The sequence below is a fragment of the Corynebacterium sp. MSK004 genome (assembly GCF_030232515.1).
Taxonomy (GTDB): domain Bacteria; phylum Actinomycetota; class Actinomycetes; order Mycobacteriales; family Mycobacteriaceae; genus Corynebacterium; species Corynebacterium hesseae.
This window is the reverse complement of record NZ_JASPKB010000012.1, coordinates 49,654-65,762: the sequence shown is the minus strand read 5'-3', so window position 1 is coordinate 65,762 and position 16,109 is coordinate 49,654. Positions and strand designations below refer to the sequence as shown.

The 16,109-nt window shown below is 50.3% G+C and carries 12 protein-coding genes; 4 read left to right on the top strand and 8 right to left on the bottom strand.

The genetic code is table 11. The features are described 5' to 3' along the window. Positions 1–69 precede the first annotated feature (69 nt). The 5 genes from QP999_RS12760 to QP999_RS12740 form a co-directional block, all read right to left on the bottom strand. Positions 70–1,083: a hypothetical protein gene (locus QP999_RS12760; RefSeq protein WP_284848435.1), complete on the bottom strand. Its 1,014-nt coding sequence runs from the start codon at positions 1,081–1,083 to the stop codon at positions 70–72. Between the two features lie 4 nt (positions 1,084–1,087). Beyond that, positions 1,088–1,321 (bottom strand): helix-turn-helix domain-containing protein, encoded by a 234-nt coding sequence (locus QP999_RS12755; protein ID WP_070569082.1) that lies wholly within the window; start codon positions 1,319–1,321, stop codon positions 1,088–1,090. 1,014 nt (positions 1,322–2,335) lie between these two features. Then, complete coding sequence (locus QP999_RS12750; protein ID WP_101732515.1) at positions 2,336–2,788, bottom strand: hypothetical protein; 453 nt, start codon at positions 2,786–2,788, stop codon at positions 2,336–2,338. Beyond that, positions 2,778–3,464 (bottom strand): hypothetical protein, encoded by a 687-nt coding sequence (locus QP999_RS12745; protein ID WP_175975111.1) that lies wholly within the window; start codon positions 3,462–3,464, stop codon positions 2,778–2,780. The genes QP999_RS12750 and QP999_RS12745 overlap by 11 nt, the downstream gene beginning before the upstream one ends. A gap of 296 nt (positions 3,465–3,760) precedes the next feature. Continuing rightward, a complete protein-coding gene (locus tag QP999_RS12740) occupies positions 3,761–3,940 on the bottom strand; it encodes a hypothetical protein (protein ID WP_284828489.1) in 180 nt (59 codons plus the stop codon). 248 nt (positions 3,941–4,188) lie between these two features. Here QP999_RS12740 and QP999_RS12735 point away from each other — a divergent pair, with 248 nt between their 5' ends. The 3 genes from QP999_RS12735 to QP999_RS12725 all read left to right on the top strand — a co-directional run bounded on the left by QP999_RS12735 (position 4,189) and on the right by QP999_RS12725 (position 10,595). After that, positions 4,189–6,165 (top strand): site-specific DNA-methyltransferase, encoded by a 1,977-nt coding sequence (locus tag QP999_RS12735; protein WP_284828490.1) that lies wholly within the window; start codon positions 4,189–4,191, stop codon positions 6,163–6,165. A 4-nt stretch (positions 6,166–6,169) separates the two neighbouring features. Then, positions 6,170–9,235 (top strand): type III restriction-modification system endonuclease, encoded by a 3,066-nt coding sequence (locus QP999_RS12730; protein WP_284848434.1) that lies wholly within the window; start codon positions 6,170–6,172, stop codon positions 9,233–9,235. Between the two features lie 571 nt (positions 9,236–9,806). Next, complete coding sequence (locus QP999_RS12725; RefSeq protein WP_284848433.1) at positions 9,807–10,595, top strand: hypothetical protein; 789 nt, start codon at positions 9,807–9,809, stop codon at positions 10,593–10,595. 212 nt (positions 10,596–10,807) lie between these two features. On the opposite strand, the gene QP999_RS12720 is transcribed toward QP999_RS12725, so the two are convergent. The 3 genes from QP999_RS12720 to QP999_RS12710 form a co-directional block, all read right to left on the bottom strand. Then, positions 10,808–11,692: an abortive infection family protein gene (locus QP999_RS12720; RefSeq protein ID WP_284848432.1), complete on the bottom strand. Its 885-nt coding sequence runs from the start codon at positions 11,690–11,692 to the stop codon at positions 10,808–10,810. 180 nt (positions 11,693–11,872) lie between these two features. Next, positions 11,873–12,514: a CAP domain-containing protein gene (locus tag QP999_RS12715; RefSeq protein WP_284848431.1), complete on the bottom strand. Its 642-nt coding sequence runs from the start codon at positions 12,512–12,514 to the stop codon at positions 11,873–11,875. Positions 12,515–12,594: 80 nt separating this feature from the next. After that, complete coding sequence (locus QP999_RS12710) at positions 12,595–13,257, bottom strand: hypothetical protein (RefSeq protein WP_284848430.1); 663 nt, start codon at positions 13,255–13,257, stop codon at positions 12,595–12,597. Between the two features lie 628 nt (positions 13,258–13,885). Here QP999_RS12710 and QP999_RS12705 point away from each other — a divergent pair. After that, on the top strand, positions 13,886–15,991 hold the full coding sequence (locus QP999_RS12705; RefSeq protein ID WP_284848429.1) for a hypothetical protein: 2,106 nt from the start codon (positions 13,886–13,888) through the stop codon (positions 15,989–15,991). Positions 15,992–16,109: the final 118 nt, after the last annotated feature.

The window sequence follows — 16,109 nt, the reverse complement described above, 5'->3', positions numbered from 1 at the left end:
GGCATGGTGGTAGATTACCTTTCTTCCCAACCCAACTGGGCTGGATATCAGGTGTCTACCAAACAGGGGTCAGGTCCCTTCTTCAACTTCGTCTGGACTGTCATTATCCCAGTCAGCCATGAACGTGTTTACCTCAACCTCGCCCTCACCGCGCTGTAATCGCTGCTTTTCTACCTCGTTCTGGAGGACTGCTGCTCGCTGCTTTAGCATCTTTACTCCTGGATTTCCCTTCAGGAGGGTGGGGTCTAAGTGACCATCCTCGTTAATATGCTCTTCGCCCAGCACCAACTCAAGACGTTTGGACTCATCTTCGGGGTCTGCAAACTCTAGACGCAAGGGTAGTTCATAGGCGAGGTTTGAGTATTTATCGTAGCGCTGTTGTTGTTTTGCGAATTTCTGTTCAAGTGTGGTATAGTCGAAAGTAGAAAGTTCGGCTTTGCTTGTTTCGACTTTCGCTCCAGCGCCCGCCCAGGCGCTTTCTTTTTTTGGTTCATACAAGTCTTCCCACCTCTCGGGAGGATCATCATTAAGATCCAAACTCTCAAGAATTCTGGGCTTGAAGTCCTTCAAAAATGACGTTGTACGCGGGGAATTCATACTCTCTTCCGGATGAGTCAACGCTATTTTTGCAAGCGCCTGCACCCGCTCATCTTGAACATCGCTAATCCGGTGCGACTTCATGCTTGCTCTGAGATCGAGGAGATTACACATCCATGTCACGTTAAAGACGAAATGGGTAGGACGTTGGTTCTCTGGGACATGACCGTAATACGAGTTATAGATTCGATCATTTTCAAGTCCTTCAACGTCGCGCGCATCCGCCCACAGCCCCATCTCGCACCACTGCTTAAACCACCGCTCCATCGTGGTTTTGCTCTTCCCCTGTTCTTTTCCCAAAGTGTTCTTGGATTTGAACATGTGCGAGCCAATTCTGTTCTGGCGATTACGCTCTTCATCAAACTCTTCCCAGGTGTCATCATCAACGTTTCCGAGCGACTGGAGGATAGCCCATTTCTGTTCCCCCGTAAGTCCGGGTATGAGATCGCCAACTTCTATAAATTTTTCTTGTAGAACTTTTCCCATGATGCTACCTCTTCTCACTTGCTTCGCTCATGGTCTTTTCGACCAGGCTGTTAACTAGCGCATCAAAGTCGGCACTGTTGATGCGCAAGGTGTTCGACTCACGGAAGTAGCGAACATTGCCATAGCGACGCAGCCACCTGCGGATCGTTGAATCGCTGACGTTAAATTGCGCGCTGAGTTGCGCGACGGTAACCCACTGGTTAGCGGTAGATTCTTGTTCAATCTTCTTATTAGTCATAATTAACAGTCTTTCTATTTTATTAGGGTTTCCCTATATTAACATAAGTGAACACATCTTCGTAAAGATGCTGACAAGCGCGGAGGAGCGTGGAGGTTTCATGCACTCATAGATCGCTGGCGCGCACTACTGACGGCACCGATGTTCTCCGAAATACCTTCACCTGATCGCCCTGCCCCCCTCCTCATGTGGGTGGGGGTACCCACGCTGTGTGGGTGGGGGTACCCACGCTGTGTGGGTGGGGGTACCCACATGAGGAGGGTGGGGGTACCCACGCTGTGTGGGTGGGGGTACCCACATGAGGAGGGTGGGGGTACCCACATGAGGAGGGTGGGGGTACCCACGCTGTGTGGGTGGGGGTACCCACATGAGGAGAGTGGGGGTACCCACGCTGTGTGGGTGGGGGTACCCACATGAGGAGGTCCAACTACTTATTAATAACTACCTATTAATACCAATCATTATTTACTACCATTAAAAAAAACTTAATGAATTGGAACTCAATTACCACTACTCATCAAAACTCTCTATCAAAAACTATTTATTAAAAACTAGCCCCTCTAGGAATTGATAAGGACACAACACGAATCGGTGCGATGCAGTTCCAATTGAGTAACGGTTGAAGTCATTCTTTTCGAAGGACAAATCAGAAAGGTTGATTGCGTAATCCCAAAGTCTTCTGTGGCACTTCTTTTCCGATTCAGGTAGTCAACTTTCAATTGCAGAAGATTTCGCGCACTGTTCACGCTGGTTGCGCTGGGCTATGTAGTTCCCTTTCATTTCCCCTCTAACCCCCAAACCCCCTTCCTCCCCGCGCGGGTTTCGCGCTCGCCCACGTAATTACCACGCCCTCAAATCGCCCGCTACACGCCCCGCTCGCGGGACGAAACCTACCCTCTGGACAAACTTATTCACCCTGCAATTTCTAACCCGGCAAATCGGCGTTAAATCACACACGCTTTCTATGCGATTTTCCATGACACGAGCGCCCCCCACACACACACGCTCAACCGACTACATCATTTCCTTCCATGCGGGATCTCCGCAGACTTCACCATCATCATCAATCACGATTTCTGGCAACAGATCAAGCGGCGGTAATTCGAACTCACGCAACATTCGCGCATACGCGCGCTGTCCAGGCAGGCGATCATCGTCAATCTCCATCGCAGCCATGATCACCGCTTCAGTCAAGCGCATCAGCCCATCCCAAAACGAATCACGGCTTCCCGTATAGGTAAACGCCATGAAGGTTTGCGACTCGTCCGGCACGTCCCCCACGGTCACGTCCACTCCCTGCCACGGTTTCACCGTGTGCAGTTTCGCTACTTGTAGCAGCGTGATCAGCGGGTTATCGCGCGGTTCGATAAGTACCAAAAACTCCGGTGTGTTGTTATCATCGCGCCAAAAATCAATCTCCGCGCGCATCATCCCAGCAGAAATGTTCGGGTTCGGATTAGCAATCATGAGCGTTCACCTTCCACTGCTCAGGGATACGGAAGGTGCCGTCTTCGAGGTAGTGATCCTTCCAATCCAAAATGGCACGAGTCCAGCGATCAGGATTCGATTCTTGCCATGAATGGTCACGCTCAATCTCGGTGTGTGCGTCGAGCAAGCGCGCGGTTGCTTCGGTCACGTCATCAGCCAAGGTGTGCGCGAAATCGTCTGCAAACTCGCTATCCGCCCATCGAATGAAAGGTAGAAATAACGGGTCTGAGAAATCCTCACATGGCGGTTCCACCACAGTGCCATCAGGAAGGTACTCGTAGTTGATAACGTGCTGGTTTTGCGCCATTTCTGTTTCTGCAATGTCCATCAAGCGCACCAGGCGCGATGTGTTGAGAAGCAGCGCTCCATCAAGTTCTTCACCGTCCATACGCTTGATCCACCCAGAATCCACTAGGCGGTTAATGCAGCCTTTCAGTGGGTAGTCCGTTTCACGCCACCACGGGCGCTCGTAGGCTTCCTCCGGGATGTAGTGGATCAGCCCAATACACCCACGATGGATTGTGCCGTGACGGTCGATGATCTCGCCGGTGTAGTCATCGGCATATTTGCTTATATGTGCGAGTGCTTCCTTGTCATACCACTGCACTGTTGGGGTCATCACTTGCATTACTGCATCAGATAAAATTTCTCCCAAATGGTTCTCCTTTGACTTGGGTTGTTAGCACTGGGTTGTGCCAACGGTTTCAGAACCATAGTGCAGGGTGTTTGTGCATGTCAATGGTCATTTTTATCACTTAGTAGGTGTTGTTTTCACGTAGTAAGTGAGGGTACTTCATGGCGCTGTTTTGAGGTGTGGAAGTATCGCGCTTTGGATGGGAGGGCGCGGGCGTTTCCATGGGAGAAGGTCGCGTTCAATCAAGACGAACCTACATAGCAAGTGTGGGCGAATCAGGGCGCAAGTAGAAGTTGTTCCCACTCGCGCTGGTGGGATTAATCCCCGCTCGGATCGGCATTGAGTTCCTCGTGTGAAAGTGGCTCTAACCCTGCGCCTACACGCAGTTCGTTGATCAGATCACAGATCCAGTCGTAGTCAATCCCGTCATCAGTGTCGATCATCGCTATTGGGATGAGTTCGTCTATCGAGGGGCGCTTCTTTTTCGGCTTGTCCACATGTTCTCCTTCTGCAAATAGACCGCTTGGTACGGTAGTGCCGTTTTGCACGAATTGTCAAGAACATGTGTTCGACATAGTAGGTGTGGTACTTCTCCCGCTCCCGCTCATAATCCACTTCGGTGCGCGCCAGTTTGAAACACACTCTGACCTGCCCTGAACACGATTCGTCAGACTTCGGAAACTGGCAGTGCAAACTATGAAAGAATCGAAGGCATAAATCACATCAGCGGAATTAAGGACAATTCATGATCAGAGATGCGCAACAGCACAATGAAGATGCAACGCCTAAGGACTTCGAGATTGATGTTCTCATGGAAGCGTTGCCCCACTACTTCGATGAAGATGGAAACTTCAAGATGGAGAAGTTTCAGAACATGCTTCAAGAAGAGCAGGTGGAACTTTCTCGCGAGTCGTATGAACTCAACTTCCTCGGCAAGTCATACGCGCGTCTTTTGGCTTCTCTAGAAACGGAAACTGTGCTCGTTCCCGATGAAGAGCACAACAACGATGAGCGCAATGCTGATAGCGAGAATATTTACATCACCGGCGATAACCTGGATGCTCTCAAGCACCTGGCGAAGTCGTATAGGGGGAAGGTGAAGTGCATTTACATCGATCCTCCCTACAATACCGGCAAGGACGATTTCGCCTACGTAGATTCGTTCGATTTCACGCCTAAAGACTTGGAAGAACTCATCGGGGTTTCCCGCGAAGAAGCGCTGCACATTCTTGACCTGCACGGCAAGGCTTCTCACTCGGCGTGGCTGACGTTCATGCTTCCCCGTCTTGTGCTCGCTCGAAACCTCTTAAGCAATGACGGGGTTATTTTCATCTCCATCGATGGAAACGAACTCAGCAACCTGCAACTGCTGCTCGATAGTGACGTGTTCGGAGAACAGAACCGGCTGGGAACGATTGTTTGGAAAAATGCCACAGATAACAACCCCTCCCGAGTCGCTGAAGAGCATGAGTACATTGTCGTGTTCGCCAAGGATGAGCGCGTGGTCGAAGAGGTTTGGCGCTCACCCGAAAGTGCAATTAAAGACATGCTCGTTGCCAAGGGTGAGGAACTCATCGAGAAGTACGGGGAAACTGACCGTCTTCAGGCTGAGTATTCAGCATGGTTGCGAGCGCACCGCCAGGAAATGGGTGAACTCGATAATTACAAATACATCGACCAGGAAGGCATCTACCAGGGCAGTCGTTCCGTTCACAACCCCGGTAAAGAGGGATACCGCTACGACGTGATTCACCCTGAAACGGGCAAGCCCACAACGCAGCCCATGATGGGTTACCGCTTCCCCGAATCGACCATGCGCGAACTCCTAGACCAGGAGAAGATCATCTTCGGCGCAGATGAGAACAAGATCGTGGAATTAAAGGTCTACGCGCACGAGTACGCGGTGAAACTCCCGAGCGTGATTAATCTGGATAGTCGCACGGGGGCGAACGAGGTTCGAGAATTGTTCGGGGGCGTGAAGGTTTTTACTAACCCCAAGCCGGTGAGCCTTCTTACCCAGTTGCTTTCGTTTGTTGCCAAGGACGGAGACACCGTTCTCGATTTCTTCTCTGGCTCATCGTCTACCGCACACGCGGTCATGGCACTTAACGCCCGAGACGGGGCGAACCGGCGCATGATCACTGTCCAGATTGCGGAGCCGATCACGGATAAAAATGACACTGGGCGCAATGCTCTCGCCCAAGGATTCTCTACCATCGATGAGATCGGGCGCAAGCGCATCGAACTCGCAGCGGACAAGATCGCTCAAGACACCGGCGCGAGCATCGACTACGGCTTTAAGCACTACACGCTAGTCACTCCAGAGCAGGATGAAATCGACCGGCTGGAATCTTTCAATCCGGACGAGGGATTGTTCAATATTGATCCATTAGAGCGCTTGAATTTCGATAACGCGCCCGCGAAAACGGTCATGCTCACAACCTGGGCGGTTCACGACGGTTACGGACTCACCCCAGAGGTCAAACAAGTTGAACTCGACGGATATACGCTCGACGTGGTTGGCTCATCCGCCTACATCATCGATGGCGGGTTCACCCCCGAGGACGTAATTGCACTCATCCGTTTAATTGAGTCCGACCAACTTCATATTAACCACCTCGCATACTTCAATACGGCACTGTCATTCGAAGTGCTCACGGAGTTGAAGCAGGCGCTCAACCAGGTCTCTACTGGCAAGATTCACGCGGAAGCGCGGTGGTAGGGCAATGAAAGTCAGGCTCCAAGAGTTAGAGCATCAGCGCCTAGCGGTGCAAGCGGTCACGACCGTGTTTGAGGGAGTGGACTTCGGTGCGAGATCAGCCGTCAACCCCGAGATCACCTCAGACATGCTCCCGACGATTCAGGAGAACATCGAGGACATACAAGGTGGGCGCGTTATCGACTTACCCATGATTCCTCCCGAGAAGCGCATGTCCAGCGCGAAGAACTACCTCGGGCTAGACGTGTGCATGGAAACTGGTACAGGCAAGACCTATGTGTTTACCCGCACCATGTACGAACTTCACGCTCGCTACGGGTTCAATAAGTTCATTTTGCTTACCCCATCAGCGCCGATTCGAGAGGGTACGAGTGATTTCATCCGCTCGGACTACGCGGACGAACACTTCCGTAAGTTCTACGATTCACAGATTGTGCTGCAAACGCTCGCAGGCAAGCCGAAGCACAAGCGGGGACGGCGACGGATGATCCCGCCCGAGATTCGGGAGTACGCCGAAGGTGCTGATTACGATGCTAAGCGCATCGACGCGCTCATCATGACCGGCGCAATGCTGCAATCTCCCACGCTCTCGCGCGACGATTACGACCAAACGCTCACAGCAGACGGGTATGACTCATCCCGTCCGTTGGATATTCTCGCCCGCACTCGTCCGGTCGTGATTATCGATGAGCCACACCGTTTCGCCCGCAACCAAGCCACCTTCAAGAAAATTGTCGAAGGGCTTCAGCCAGGGGTCATCATCCGCTACGGCGCGACCTTCCCCAGAACTAGAGGGACGAAGACTAAACCGTCCACGCCGGATTATGAAAACCTTGTCTACGAACTGAACTCAGCGCAAGCCTTCAACAACCTGCTCGTCAAGGGCGTGAAGGTGCAGTACCCGGATGCTATCGGGGAAGATGAGGTCAAACTGAAAGTGACCGCGCTTAACACAAAGGAGAAGACGGTCACGATCCGCAATGAGTCCACCGGCAAGTCCTACCACCTGGATAAACAGAACAACCTGCTCGGGATGATTCACCCGTCACTATCCGGGGTCTTGCTAGAGAACGTGGGTAAGTCGAAAGATTCCGGCGTAAACGTCGCTATGTTGTCCAACGGTGCGGAGTTGCCCAAGGACTACGCAATCATGACCGGCTCGTTCTCCCAGTCCTATCAGGAGACGATGCTGGAGCAAGCGCTCGCTAACCACTTCAAGATCGAGCGAGACTTATTTGAGCGTGAGCGCAAGATCAAGCCATCCACGCTGTTTTTCATCGACTCCATTCACTCCTACCGTGGGGATAACAACGACGGTTGGTTAAAGGTTGCATTCGAGCGCAAACTGAGAAAGTCCATCGAGGACACAATCACCGAGATTCACGAGGACGGGGCGCTCACCCCGGCTATGCAGGAATATCTGCCGTATCTGGAAGCGACCTTGCAAAACATAGAAGGTGCTCACGGTGGCTATTTCGCGGAAGACTTGAACGCTACTGATGAGCAGGTGACCAAACAGGTTCAAGCGATTCTGCGCGATAAGAACAAACTCATGTCGTTTAGAGATGAGCGTGGGCACTATAACGTCATGCGGTTCATCTTCTCGAAGTGGACGCTACGAGAAGGCTGGGATTTGCCCACGGTATTCCAGATCGTGAAGATGCGCTCGTCCGGTTCGGAGAACTCGAAACTGCAAGAGGTTGGGCGTGGGCTTCGCCTTCCGGTGGATGAGTACGGAAACCGGGTGACCGCTGATGCTGACCAGTTCTTCCTGACCTATCTCGTGGACTTCACCGAGCGCGAGTTTGCTGAGCAGTTGGTCGATGAGATTAATGCGGACACCGTGCGCGTGATTAACGTGAATGACCGGCTGGCGGACGTGGCGAAGGCGCGTGGGGTGGAGCCGACGTTCCTCATGGCTGAAATGCTTATGGGTGGCTTCATCGAACCGTCCGGCGAGGTGAAAGAGGACAAACTAGGCGCGTTCCTCCAGACCTATCCCGAGTTCGCAACGGGCGTGAACAAGAATCGCATCAGGAAAGAGAAACCAGGACACAAGGAAGCCCGCAAGCGCAGCGCCACGATTCGCCCGAAGGCTTACGAGCGTTTGCGCTCTCTGTGGGAAACGCTCACGCAGAAGTACGTCCTGATCATCCAAGAGTTGTCGCCGGAGCAGATCGACGCGGGGCTGGATGAGGTCTTGCAAAACAATGACCGCATTTTCGTGCGCGATACGAGGAAGGTCTTAGAAAAAGAGGTTCGACGCGGGCGGGAACTGTCCCTGCCGAAGACTTATACGGTCGCGGGACACCACGAGTCGAACACGCATCTGCCTTATGGGGAGTTCTTGAAGCGGGCGCACACGTCCACGGCACTTCCCGTGGACACGATCCACCGTGCGCTCGCGCGGAATAATGACGTGCTTAACCTGCAAGACTCTCACTTCAACATAGAAAGTCTCAACAGGTTCGTGCGCCGGTTCCACGAATGGTTTGACAGGGAGTTCGCTACCCGGTTTGAATACGCCCACGTCGGCGTGCGCGGTGGTGACGATCCGCTGACCAAGACTGACGGTTCCCCGAAAGACACCATCGAGCGCACCCGCTTGGGACGTTTCCAGGACAACGAAAAGGTTCCCCCGGAGACGTACCTGTATGACGTGTTCGACTGGGATAGTTCGATTGAGCGCGACACCATCATGGATTCACTCTCGAAGAAATTCGACGGAGTAGTTGAAGTATTCGGCAAGATCCCCACCCGCTCGATCAAGATCCCCACCTACTCGGGGCAAACGACTTCGCCTGACTTTATGTACGTGATCAAGCGCAAGAACGGGCGCAAATCAGTCAACTTCGTGGCTGAAACGAAGGGAATGGATGAGGATTCGCAACTGCGCGGGACTGAAGTAAAAGCAATTACGAGCGCATCTAAGTTCTTCGAGCAACTGCGGAACAACGACGTGGACGTGTACTTCACATCCGTGCTGAACTCAGATGGGGTCATCGAGATCATTGAGGACTTGTATGCGGGTGAGTCCGTGGGAGTGAAAGCGAGGACGAAAGCGGGCGAGTAAATGGTGAAGAAAAAGTCGAACCCGGCGTTTCCTCGGCGTGACCGCAAGATCTGCTGGATCTGCGAGAAACGCCCTGCGGATACCCAAGAACACGCTTTCAAGAGTTCCCGGATCAAGAAGATTTGGGAAGCGGGAGGTAGACAACCGTTAGGCACTATCGGCAGTGACGGGCGCTTTTACAAGATGAGTGGTCCAAATCATGGGATCTTCATGTTCGGTAAAACCGTTGATAATATCGTTATACTTTAACATACTTACATAGAGTAGGTAATCATAAAGTATGGAATATTATCATTTTTAATGATAAGAATGTTCTAAACATTATAAGGTTTTGGGACATGATTTACTCATGCAAATCTATCTTACTCAGGTTACAAACGGCTATGTTATACCCGACTTATCACTATCATCATAACATAGTCAATAACCATTGTCAAAAGAGTCTTTAACCAGTGATTTTACTCATAATTGTCCATGAGTATTTACAAGTAATACCAAGTATAACAATTGTTAACCACTGCAATCTACCATCTGCTCTTACTGCAATAACCAGTTTTCGCAGCCGTTTGACATGGCGTATGACCACTTCATGGACTTCATCCTGGATGACTTGGAGTATTTCAAGCATCGGCGCGAATTCAACTGGGATGAGATTTTCGCGGATACCCCTTTTGATCAGCGTCACCTTGCGCGGTATTACGTGAAGCATTTTGGGTGCAAGATGTACGACACAGGTTATGAGGTACCGGAAGATCTTCGGTGCTACTTGCACGATCTTGACATGGTTCAAACGTTCAATCTTCTGCTTTACAAGGATTACGAGCACGTGCGAGGACTTGATCCAACCCGCCCAGAGGACTGGTTCGCACCGTATTCGAACGCTTGTCAGATTCTCGATTTGCAGATGCACGAGATTGGTTTTGGTGCGTGTCTTCAAGATGGTTTTATCGGGGCGACGTTTCACTGGATTGAGAATCCATCCCGACGAACAGAAACATTCTGTTTCGGTTTTCAGCCGGTGGCGTACATGCGAGATGTGAGCGAGTTGCCGTATCAGAATCTCTGGGAGGGACTGCCACGGCGCAATGAAGTATTCGAAATAGAAGATGACACGAAAAGAGTCATCGAGCAAGCAGCGAAGTTCGCTGAAGATGTGCAGGAGTTCGAAGCGGATAAAGATTCGGGGAAGTTCTCTGCTGAAGAAATGGTAGTTCGCAGTGTCGAGTTAAGTGTCAGGCAGAAAGTGATCCAGGCAGATGCTCAACGGGTGCTAGGACACCAGCAGAAACTGTTTGATCAACTCGGGTTTGATCTTGAAGCGAATTCAACGCGCAAGAAGAAGAATCCTCCATCGAGTTAAGGATGGTTCGCGCGTGAGGGCGAGTCGTGTCATTCTGGCACACTCCATTTCCTGCATCATCCAGCGCAAACATAAAACACCTACTAGGCAGGCTTACTCTCACTACCTAGTAGTGTCATGTCAGGAACTGGATTACGACACCTACTAAGTGACGAGTGCGCGACCTAGTAGGTGTTTCTTATGGCTGCGTGTCACGACCGAACTGCGGGGTGTCAAAATGGCGGTTCTTCCAATTTCGCGCGATATTCAGCAAGTACGAATCTGCACCATGCATGCGTTACGTCCAGGCTCAATCTCACTTCTCTGACGGTTGGAGGATCGAAGTTGATCTGGGGGTGATTATCATCTGTTCGGTTTCGCGCTTCAGCCAACCCTTTAGCGAGTTTTTGCAGTCCAGCGGCAAAATCTTTCATGGCTGGGGAAGAGTTCTTACCTTCCTTAAGCCCTAGATACTCCGAAACTTCCTTGGTGAGAGTGTCCAAATAGGGGTTCTCCAGGTTCTTAAGTCGCTCGGGCGCGCTCTGATTTAGGATCACCTTGCTTACCGCTTCAACCAAGTATTTACAGCGGGCTGCAACGGTCCAGGAAGTCACGTCATCCCGGATTGTATCGTTCAGTTTTCGCTGCGCTTTTACCACCGATTCCTGGTATTCCAAGACCTCTAGATCGAGGTCTACGAAGTCTTCTGTGTGAGCGTCAGGATTAGGGGTGATTCGCCCTGTGCCACGGTCGTATTGCAATCCCTCGTCAGCGCAATCTCGTTCGAGTTCTTCTACCCATCCGTCGTATTCGGAAAAACCCACCACCCAGGTTCCGTCATATTGCTCCATTTCGACCGCTCTCGCTCGCTGCGTGATTCGGCTCAACGCTTTCAACCCATCTATGGCACGGCGTTTATCTTTCCAATCGATAGAAGTAGACCAAGCCGTAAACATTGCCTGCGGGGTGTCAGGTCGTTTTCCCGGAGCGTGCTTGATCGTCAAACCGCTTCTCTGAAACGACCGTTCCACGTCGGAAGTGGACACAAACTTGCTTACTTCATAGACCAGCCCGCGAATGTTGGAACTAACATAGTTACCTTGATGGTCTTGCATCATGCTTGGGGGCATTCTCCTTGTCTGCGAGTAAGTACTTTTGGGGTGATGGGGTACTGCTTATCCCTCTAGGTGGTGCCCTATATCAGGGCGCAGTCATGTACGCGGTTGAATACTACTAACGGACCTACTAGGTAGGACTTACTCCAACTACCTAGTAGGTGTGCTCTCCCCCCTGCCTAATTACTTGTCTGCGAAGTGTTGTACGCAGAAGTATTTTCCGGTCACGGGGTCTTGAGCAATACCAATACCGACCTTAGGAGCACGCCCATCCGTTCCCATAGCACTCCTGTGACCAGGGGAATGCGAGAAAATATTAACGAATTTATCGTAGAAGAATGGGTCAATCGCCACGTTTTCTAGTCCACGAGTATTGTAATTCGAGTGCCAAATCCTATCCCCAGGAGTCTGCGCCAACTCATTAGCAAACCGTTGCGCTGTCGCTTCTAGAGAAAGATCGTACGTAATTGGGTTCAGGTGTTTATCATTGGACCTCCATTCAACAAGTTGCATAAACTGTGTTCTACGCGCTTGTTGAATATCACTAGATGTTAATGGTGGGTTCTTCTTACCAATAGAACTGTTGGATTGTTTGCATTCCCAGTAGTTTGGCGTGCCATATACGCACCCGTCAGCATCTGGTTTGCGAGTACCGTTCGAGGGGTTAGGACTATTCGACGGTTTCGCACTGTTCGACGGGGACGTTTGCGCCCCATGATCAGAAGACGAGGATAAATCCCCCGTCCCGAAAACCAGTCCCAGGATCAAGGCGATGACTGTGATAGCAGCACCGGCGTACTGCATGAGTTGTTGTGGGTTAGGCACTGTGAAAAACACTTCCTTGGTAAAACGTATGACACGGGGTAAAAAGACATTCTCATCATAGCGCTAGGACTGTCCTGCGCTTATGCTGCGCGATACTCCGGCATCGTCTCGTTCGGATCGAGCGGAATCGTCACCTGATCCGGGTACGACAAATTGCTATACGCCTGCACAAGCACCCCTTCTACATTGTCAAAACCGCCAAAACGTGAGATTTTGACGCTACCGCTTGCGCCAAGTCCGCGAATTTCGCCAAACGGTGGTTCAGTACGATAATTGTCGTTTGGACGCACCACTTCAAAAATGACGAGATAGTACTCCTTATCCGTCAACTTCTCGATCTCGATATTGGCTCCGTCATCAGTGACATGCGCATCCCAACCTGCGTCTTTCGGATTAAAGCGGGTACGCGCTCCATCCATGCGCTGGAACCGTCGAAGGCTATCCCGGTAGTTCTGCTCTTCCTCGTCCTCGCGCTGCTTGATTAAGCGTTGCTGCTCGCGGTACTGATCTTCTCGTGCAAGGCGCTCCTGCTGTGCTTGACGGTCATAATCCGCCTGTTTTTGCGCTTCGATAGCGCGCTGTTTTTCTTCCTCGTAGCGCTGCTGATCAATCTCGCGCTCGTGGTCGTACTTCGTGACAAGTGCTTCATGTTGCTTCTCACCGCGCCTGTTCGTGAACACGGCGTAGATGATCCCAGCGACACCGATACCCAAACTGACAATGCTCCAAACGTCCAACTCCACATCCTCCCTATTCGACTGCGAGTGCGAATACTGTCCGTGTAGTTCGCACTTGTGAGAATCGTAGAATGTGGCGCAAGCACCAACCATGCATCGTTTTCGTGAACGGGTCTTTAACGGATGGAATAACTCATGAAGCGATAAATGTGGTAACGGACTACGCTATGGCACGAAAAGGGGCGTTAAACAGGCATTATGCCGATTTTCTGGTGGGTGGCGCGAGGTGACAATTGGTACTCCAAGGGATTTTCCTCGAACAACTATTGGCGTAATTGTTCTCGTGGTTCTCGATATGGAAATTCTCTTCTACCTGCATGAATGCAATAGTTTGTAGAAGTCCTCGATGTTCTGTCGTTGAAGTAGTCGTTCGCGTGCATGATTATCTGAGCCAACTCCTGGATCGCGTTGTAGGTACAGGACGTTCTGCGCGTTGGGCTGGATGAGCGCACTAGCGCGCGCGACACGATGCGGGGTGGAGGTCCAAAAGTGATTCTGACGAACAGGTGTGCGTATGAGTTATTCTAATAAATGAACACTATTCGTGTTCACGAATTCGAATTTTTAAACACTATGTCGCGTTAAGAGGTTTATTTGCGCGTATGCGTGTACGTACACAAAAGGAAAATTAGATATGAAAAAGAATGTAACGAAAAAGATCGTTTACTCCGCTGCTGCTACCGCTGTGTTTGCAGGTAGCGCAGTAAGCGGGGTAAACGCGATTGCGAACGCTGACGATGACATAAAGCAGTTCGACAAGAACACCGTTGTTAATGGTGAATTTGTTGAGGATAAAGAGGTCCATAGTTATGCGGATCAGACCACTCAACCCCCGGCACCTCCAACACCGAATTTCGAAGATGAAGAAGGTTACGTTGACTGGAATGAATGGAGAAAAAACGGGTATGAACCTGGAAATGGCGCTAGAGATTGGTATTTTGGAAGTTTTTACTTTGGTCCCGCTGGAGTAGAGGTTGCGACTTACCAAGATATTTTAGAAGGGGGTGTAAATGTTCAAGCAGTAGGAAACTATTCAAAGCAAGAAGGCGATTACGCAAATGATAAAAACACTGCTCAGGTTATGTGGGATGTGCAATGGTCTCCTGTGTATGCTCCTGGAGATCATGGGGATTGGCTTGAGCACTATCCCTATATGTTGAATGAAACTGATATTTTCGTTCCTAAAGCGGTTAAAGATATTCATCTTACCCTTGGACAAGCACAGTCGCTAGGAGATAGTGAAAAGAGTGCGGAACAACTTCTTGAGTATCTTGAAAATGACAATTACTATTCCTGGAAACCAAACATCACTCGTAATGACGTTCGCGAAATGATTGAGTTGCGACCAGATAAAGGCGGGGTGGACTTCAACAGTTTCTACCAAGACGATAACGGTAACTGGAAACGCTTATACGCTGGTGATGGTAGTAAAGAAAAAAGAACTGCACAAAATATGCTCGATGTCGGATCGTTTGCGTACGTGCAAGAAGATCTAACAAAACTTCCTGAAGGGGTAAACCTTCCCGAAGGAATTGATAAATCGAACTTGTCTGAGTACAAGATGATCCGCATTGCTTCCGACAAGAAGGGAATGCACACAGTCCGCGTGTCCGGAACGATCAATGTCAACGGCGCTAAATCTGATGTGTACGTTCCCCTACGCGCTACAAACCGTTTACGTTATGTCGATTTTGACCGCAAGATTGTAGATCGTGTGGGAAAAGAGTTCACTGATCCACAAACAGGTAAGACGAAAACCGCTGATTGGATCAACCCTGGACCTCTACCAGAATTTAGCATTACTGATCCTGAAGTAAATAAGCGTAATGCTGAAATTTACGCGAAACCGATTAATACGATTGCCGGTTTTGATACGACGGAGAAGTGTAAACCTGTAACAAACACTTATGAAGAAGGGTCATCGATCATTAATACTGCTGGACTGGAAAAGATTAATGATGATGAAGTTGATCCGAAACTTTTGATAGGACAATCAAGTGAACGTATCAATGATATTTTTGCAGTCGATGGGGTTCTGACGCAAAATGATGGGGATTACGATAAAAGTCGTAAGTACTTAGAATATGACGCAGAAAATAATATTGCAACATATAAGTACGACGAAGATATCGATGATGGGAATGGCTGGAAGCGTCGAAATAAGTGGCGTTTTGATATTCCCGATTTTGTTAATTCATATTCTTTAAAGAACGATTCTTGTGACCAGGCTGCGCTAAGAATCAAACTGCGCGAACAACCAACCCCAGAAGAGGAACCAGCACCATCCCCTAGCGAGTCACCAACACCGTCACCAGACCCATCACCGAGCGAGTCACCAACTCCTTCACCGAGCGAGTCCGCCACTCCATCACCGAGTGAAGAACCAACTCCTGAACCATCAGGAACTCCTAAAACAGATACTTCGACACCACCAGTAATCCCTACTCCTGATCCAAAAGGCACTGAGAACGTGCCAACGACCACGGAGAAGACTACTGAGCCGGGGGCAAGGATTATAGAGAACAAGACTGAACCAAAACCTGTTCCGCCAGTGGTGAATCACACGTTCCCCGAAAAACAACCAGTTCCACAGAATCCTTCTCGTGTGAACACTCCACCATTTGTTCCTGCTCAACCAGCAGCAATTCCTGGACCAGTATCTCAACATGGTCCAGTGGTAAATACTGGTGGCGCTGTTCACGAGTCCTTCTGGACAAAGATCGCGAACATCTTCCGTTAATCCGGTAGATCACTCAACGCGCTATTGCACCCTCGTGGTTTTACGGGGGTGTTTTTCATGTCAGCACACCGCTACAAACGATTCCTGTTCATTCTGACGAACATGTGTGCAATATTGG

Coding starts and splice junctions, on each gene's coding strand:
- QP999_RS12720 (WP_284848432.1), bottom strand. CDS start 11,692: ATGATGCAAGACCATCAAGGTAACTATGTTAGTTCCAACATTCGCGGG.
- QP999_RS12705 (WP_284848429.1), top strand. CDS start 13,886: ATGAAAAAGAATGTAACGAAAAAGATCGTTTACTCCGCTGCTGCTACC.
- QP999_RS12730 (WP_284848434.1), top strand. CDS start 6,170: ATGAAAGTCAGGCTCCAAGAGTTAGAGCATCAGCGCCTAGCGGTGCAA.
- QP999_RS12735 (WP_284828490.1), top strand. CDS start 4,189: ATGATCAGAGATGCGCAACAGCACAATGAAGATGCAACGCCTAAGGAC.
- QP999_RS12755 (WP_070569082.1), bottom strand. CDS start 1,321: ATGACTAATAAGAAGATTGAACAAGAATCTACCGCTAACCAGTGGGTT.
- QP999_RS12725 (WP_284848433.1), top strand. CDS start 9,807: ATGGCGTATGACCACTTCATGGACTTCATCCTGGATGACTTGGAGTAT.
- QP999_RS12750 (WP_101732515.1), bottom strand. CDS start 2,788: ATGATTGCTAATCCGAACCCGAACATTTCTGCTGGGATGATGCGCGCG.
- QP999_RS12760 (WP_284848435.1), bottom strand. CDS start 1,083: ATGGGAAAAGTTCTACAAGAAAAATTTATAGAAGTTGGCGATCTCATA.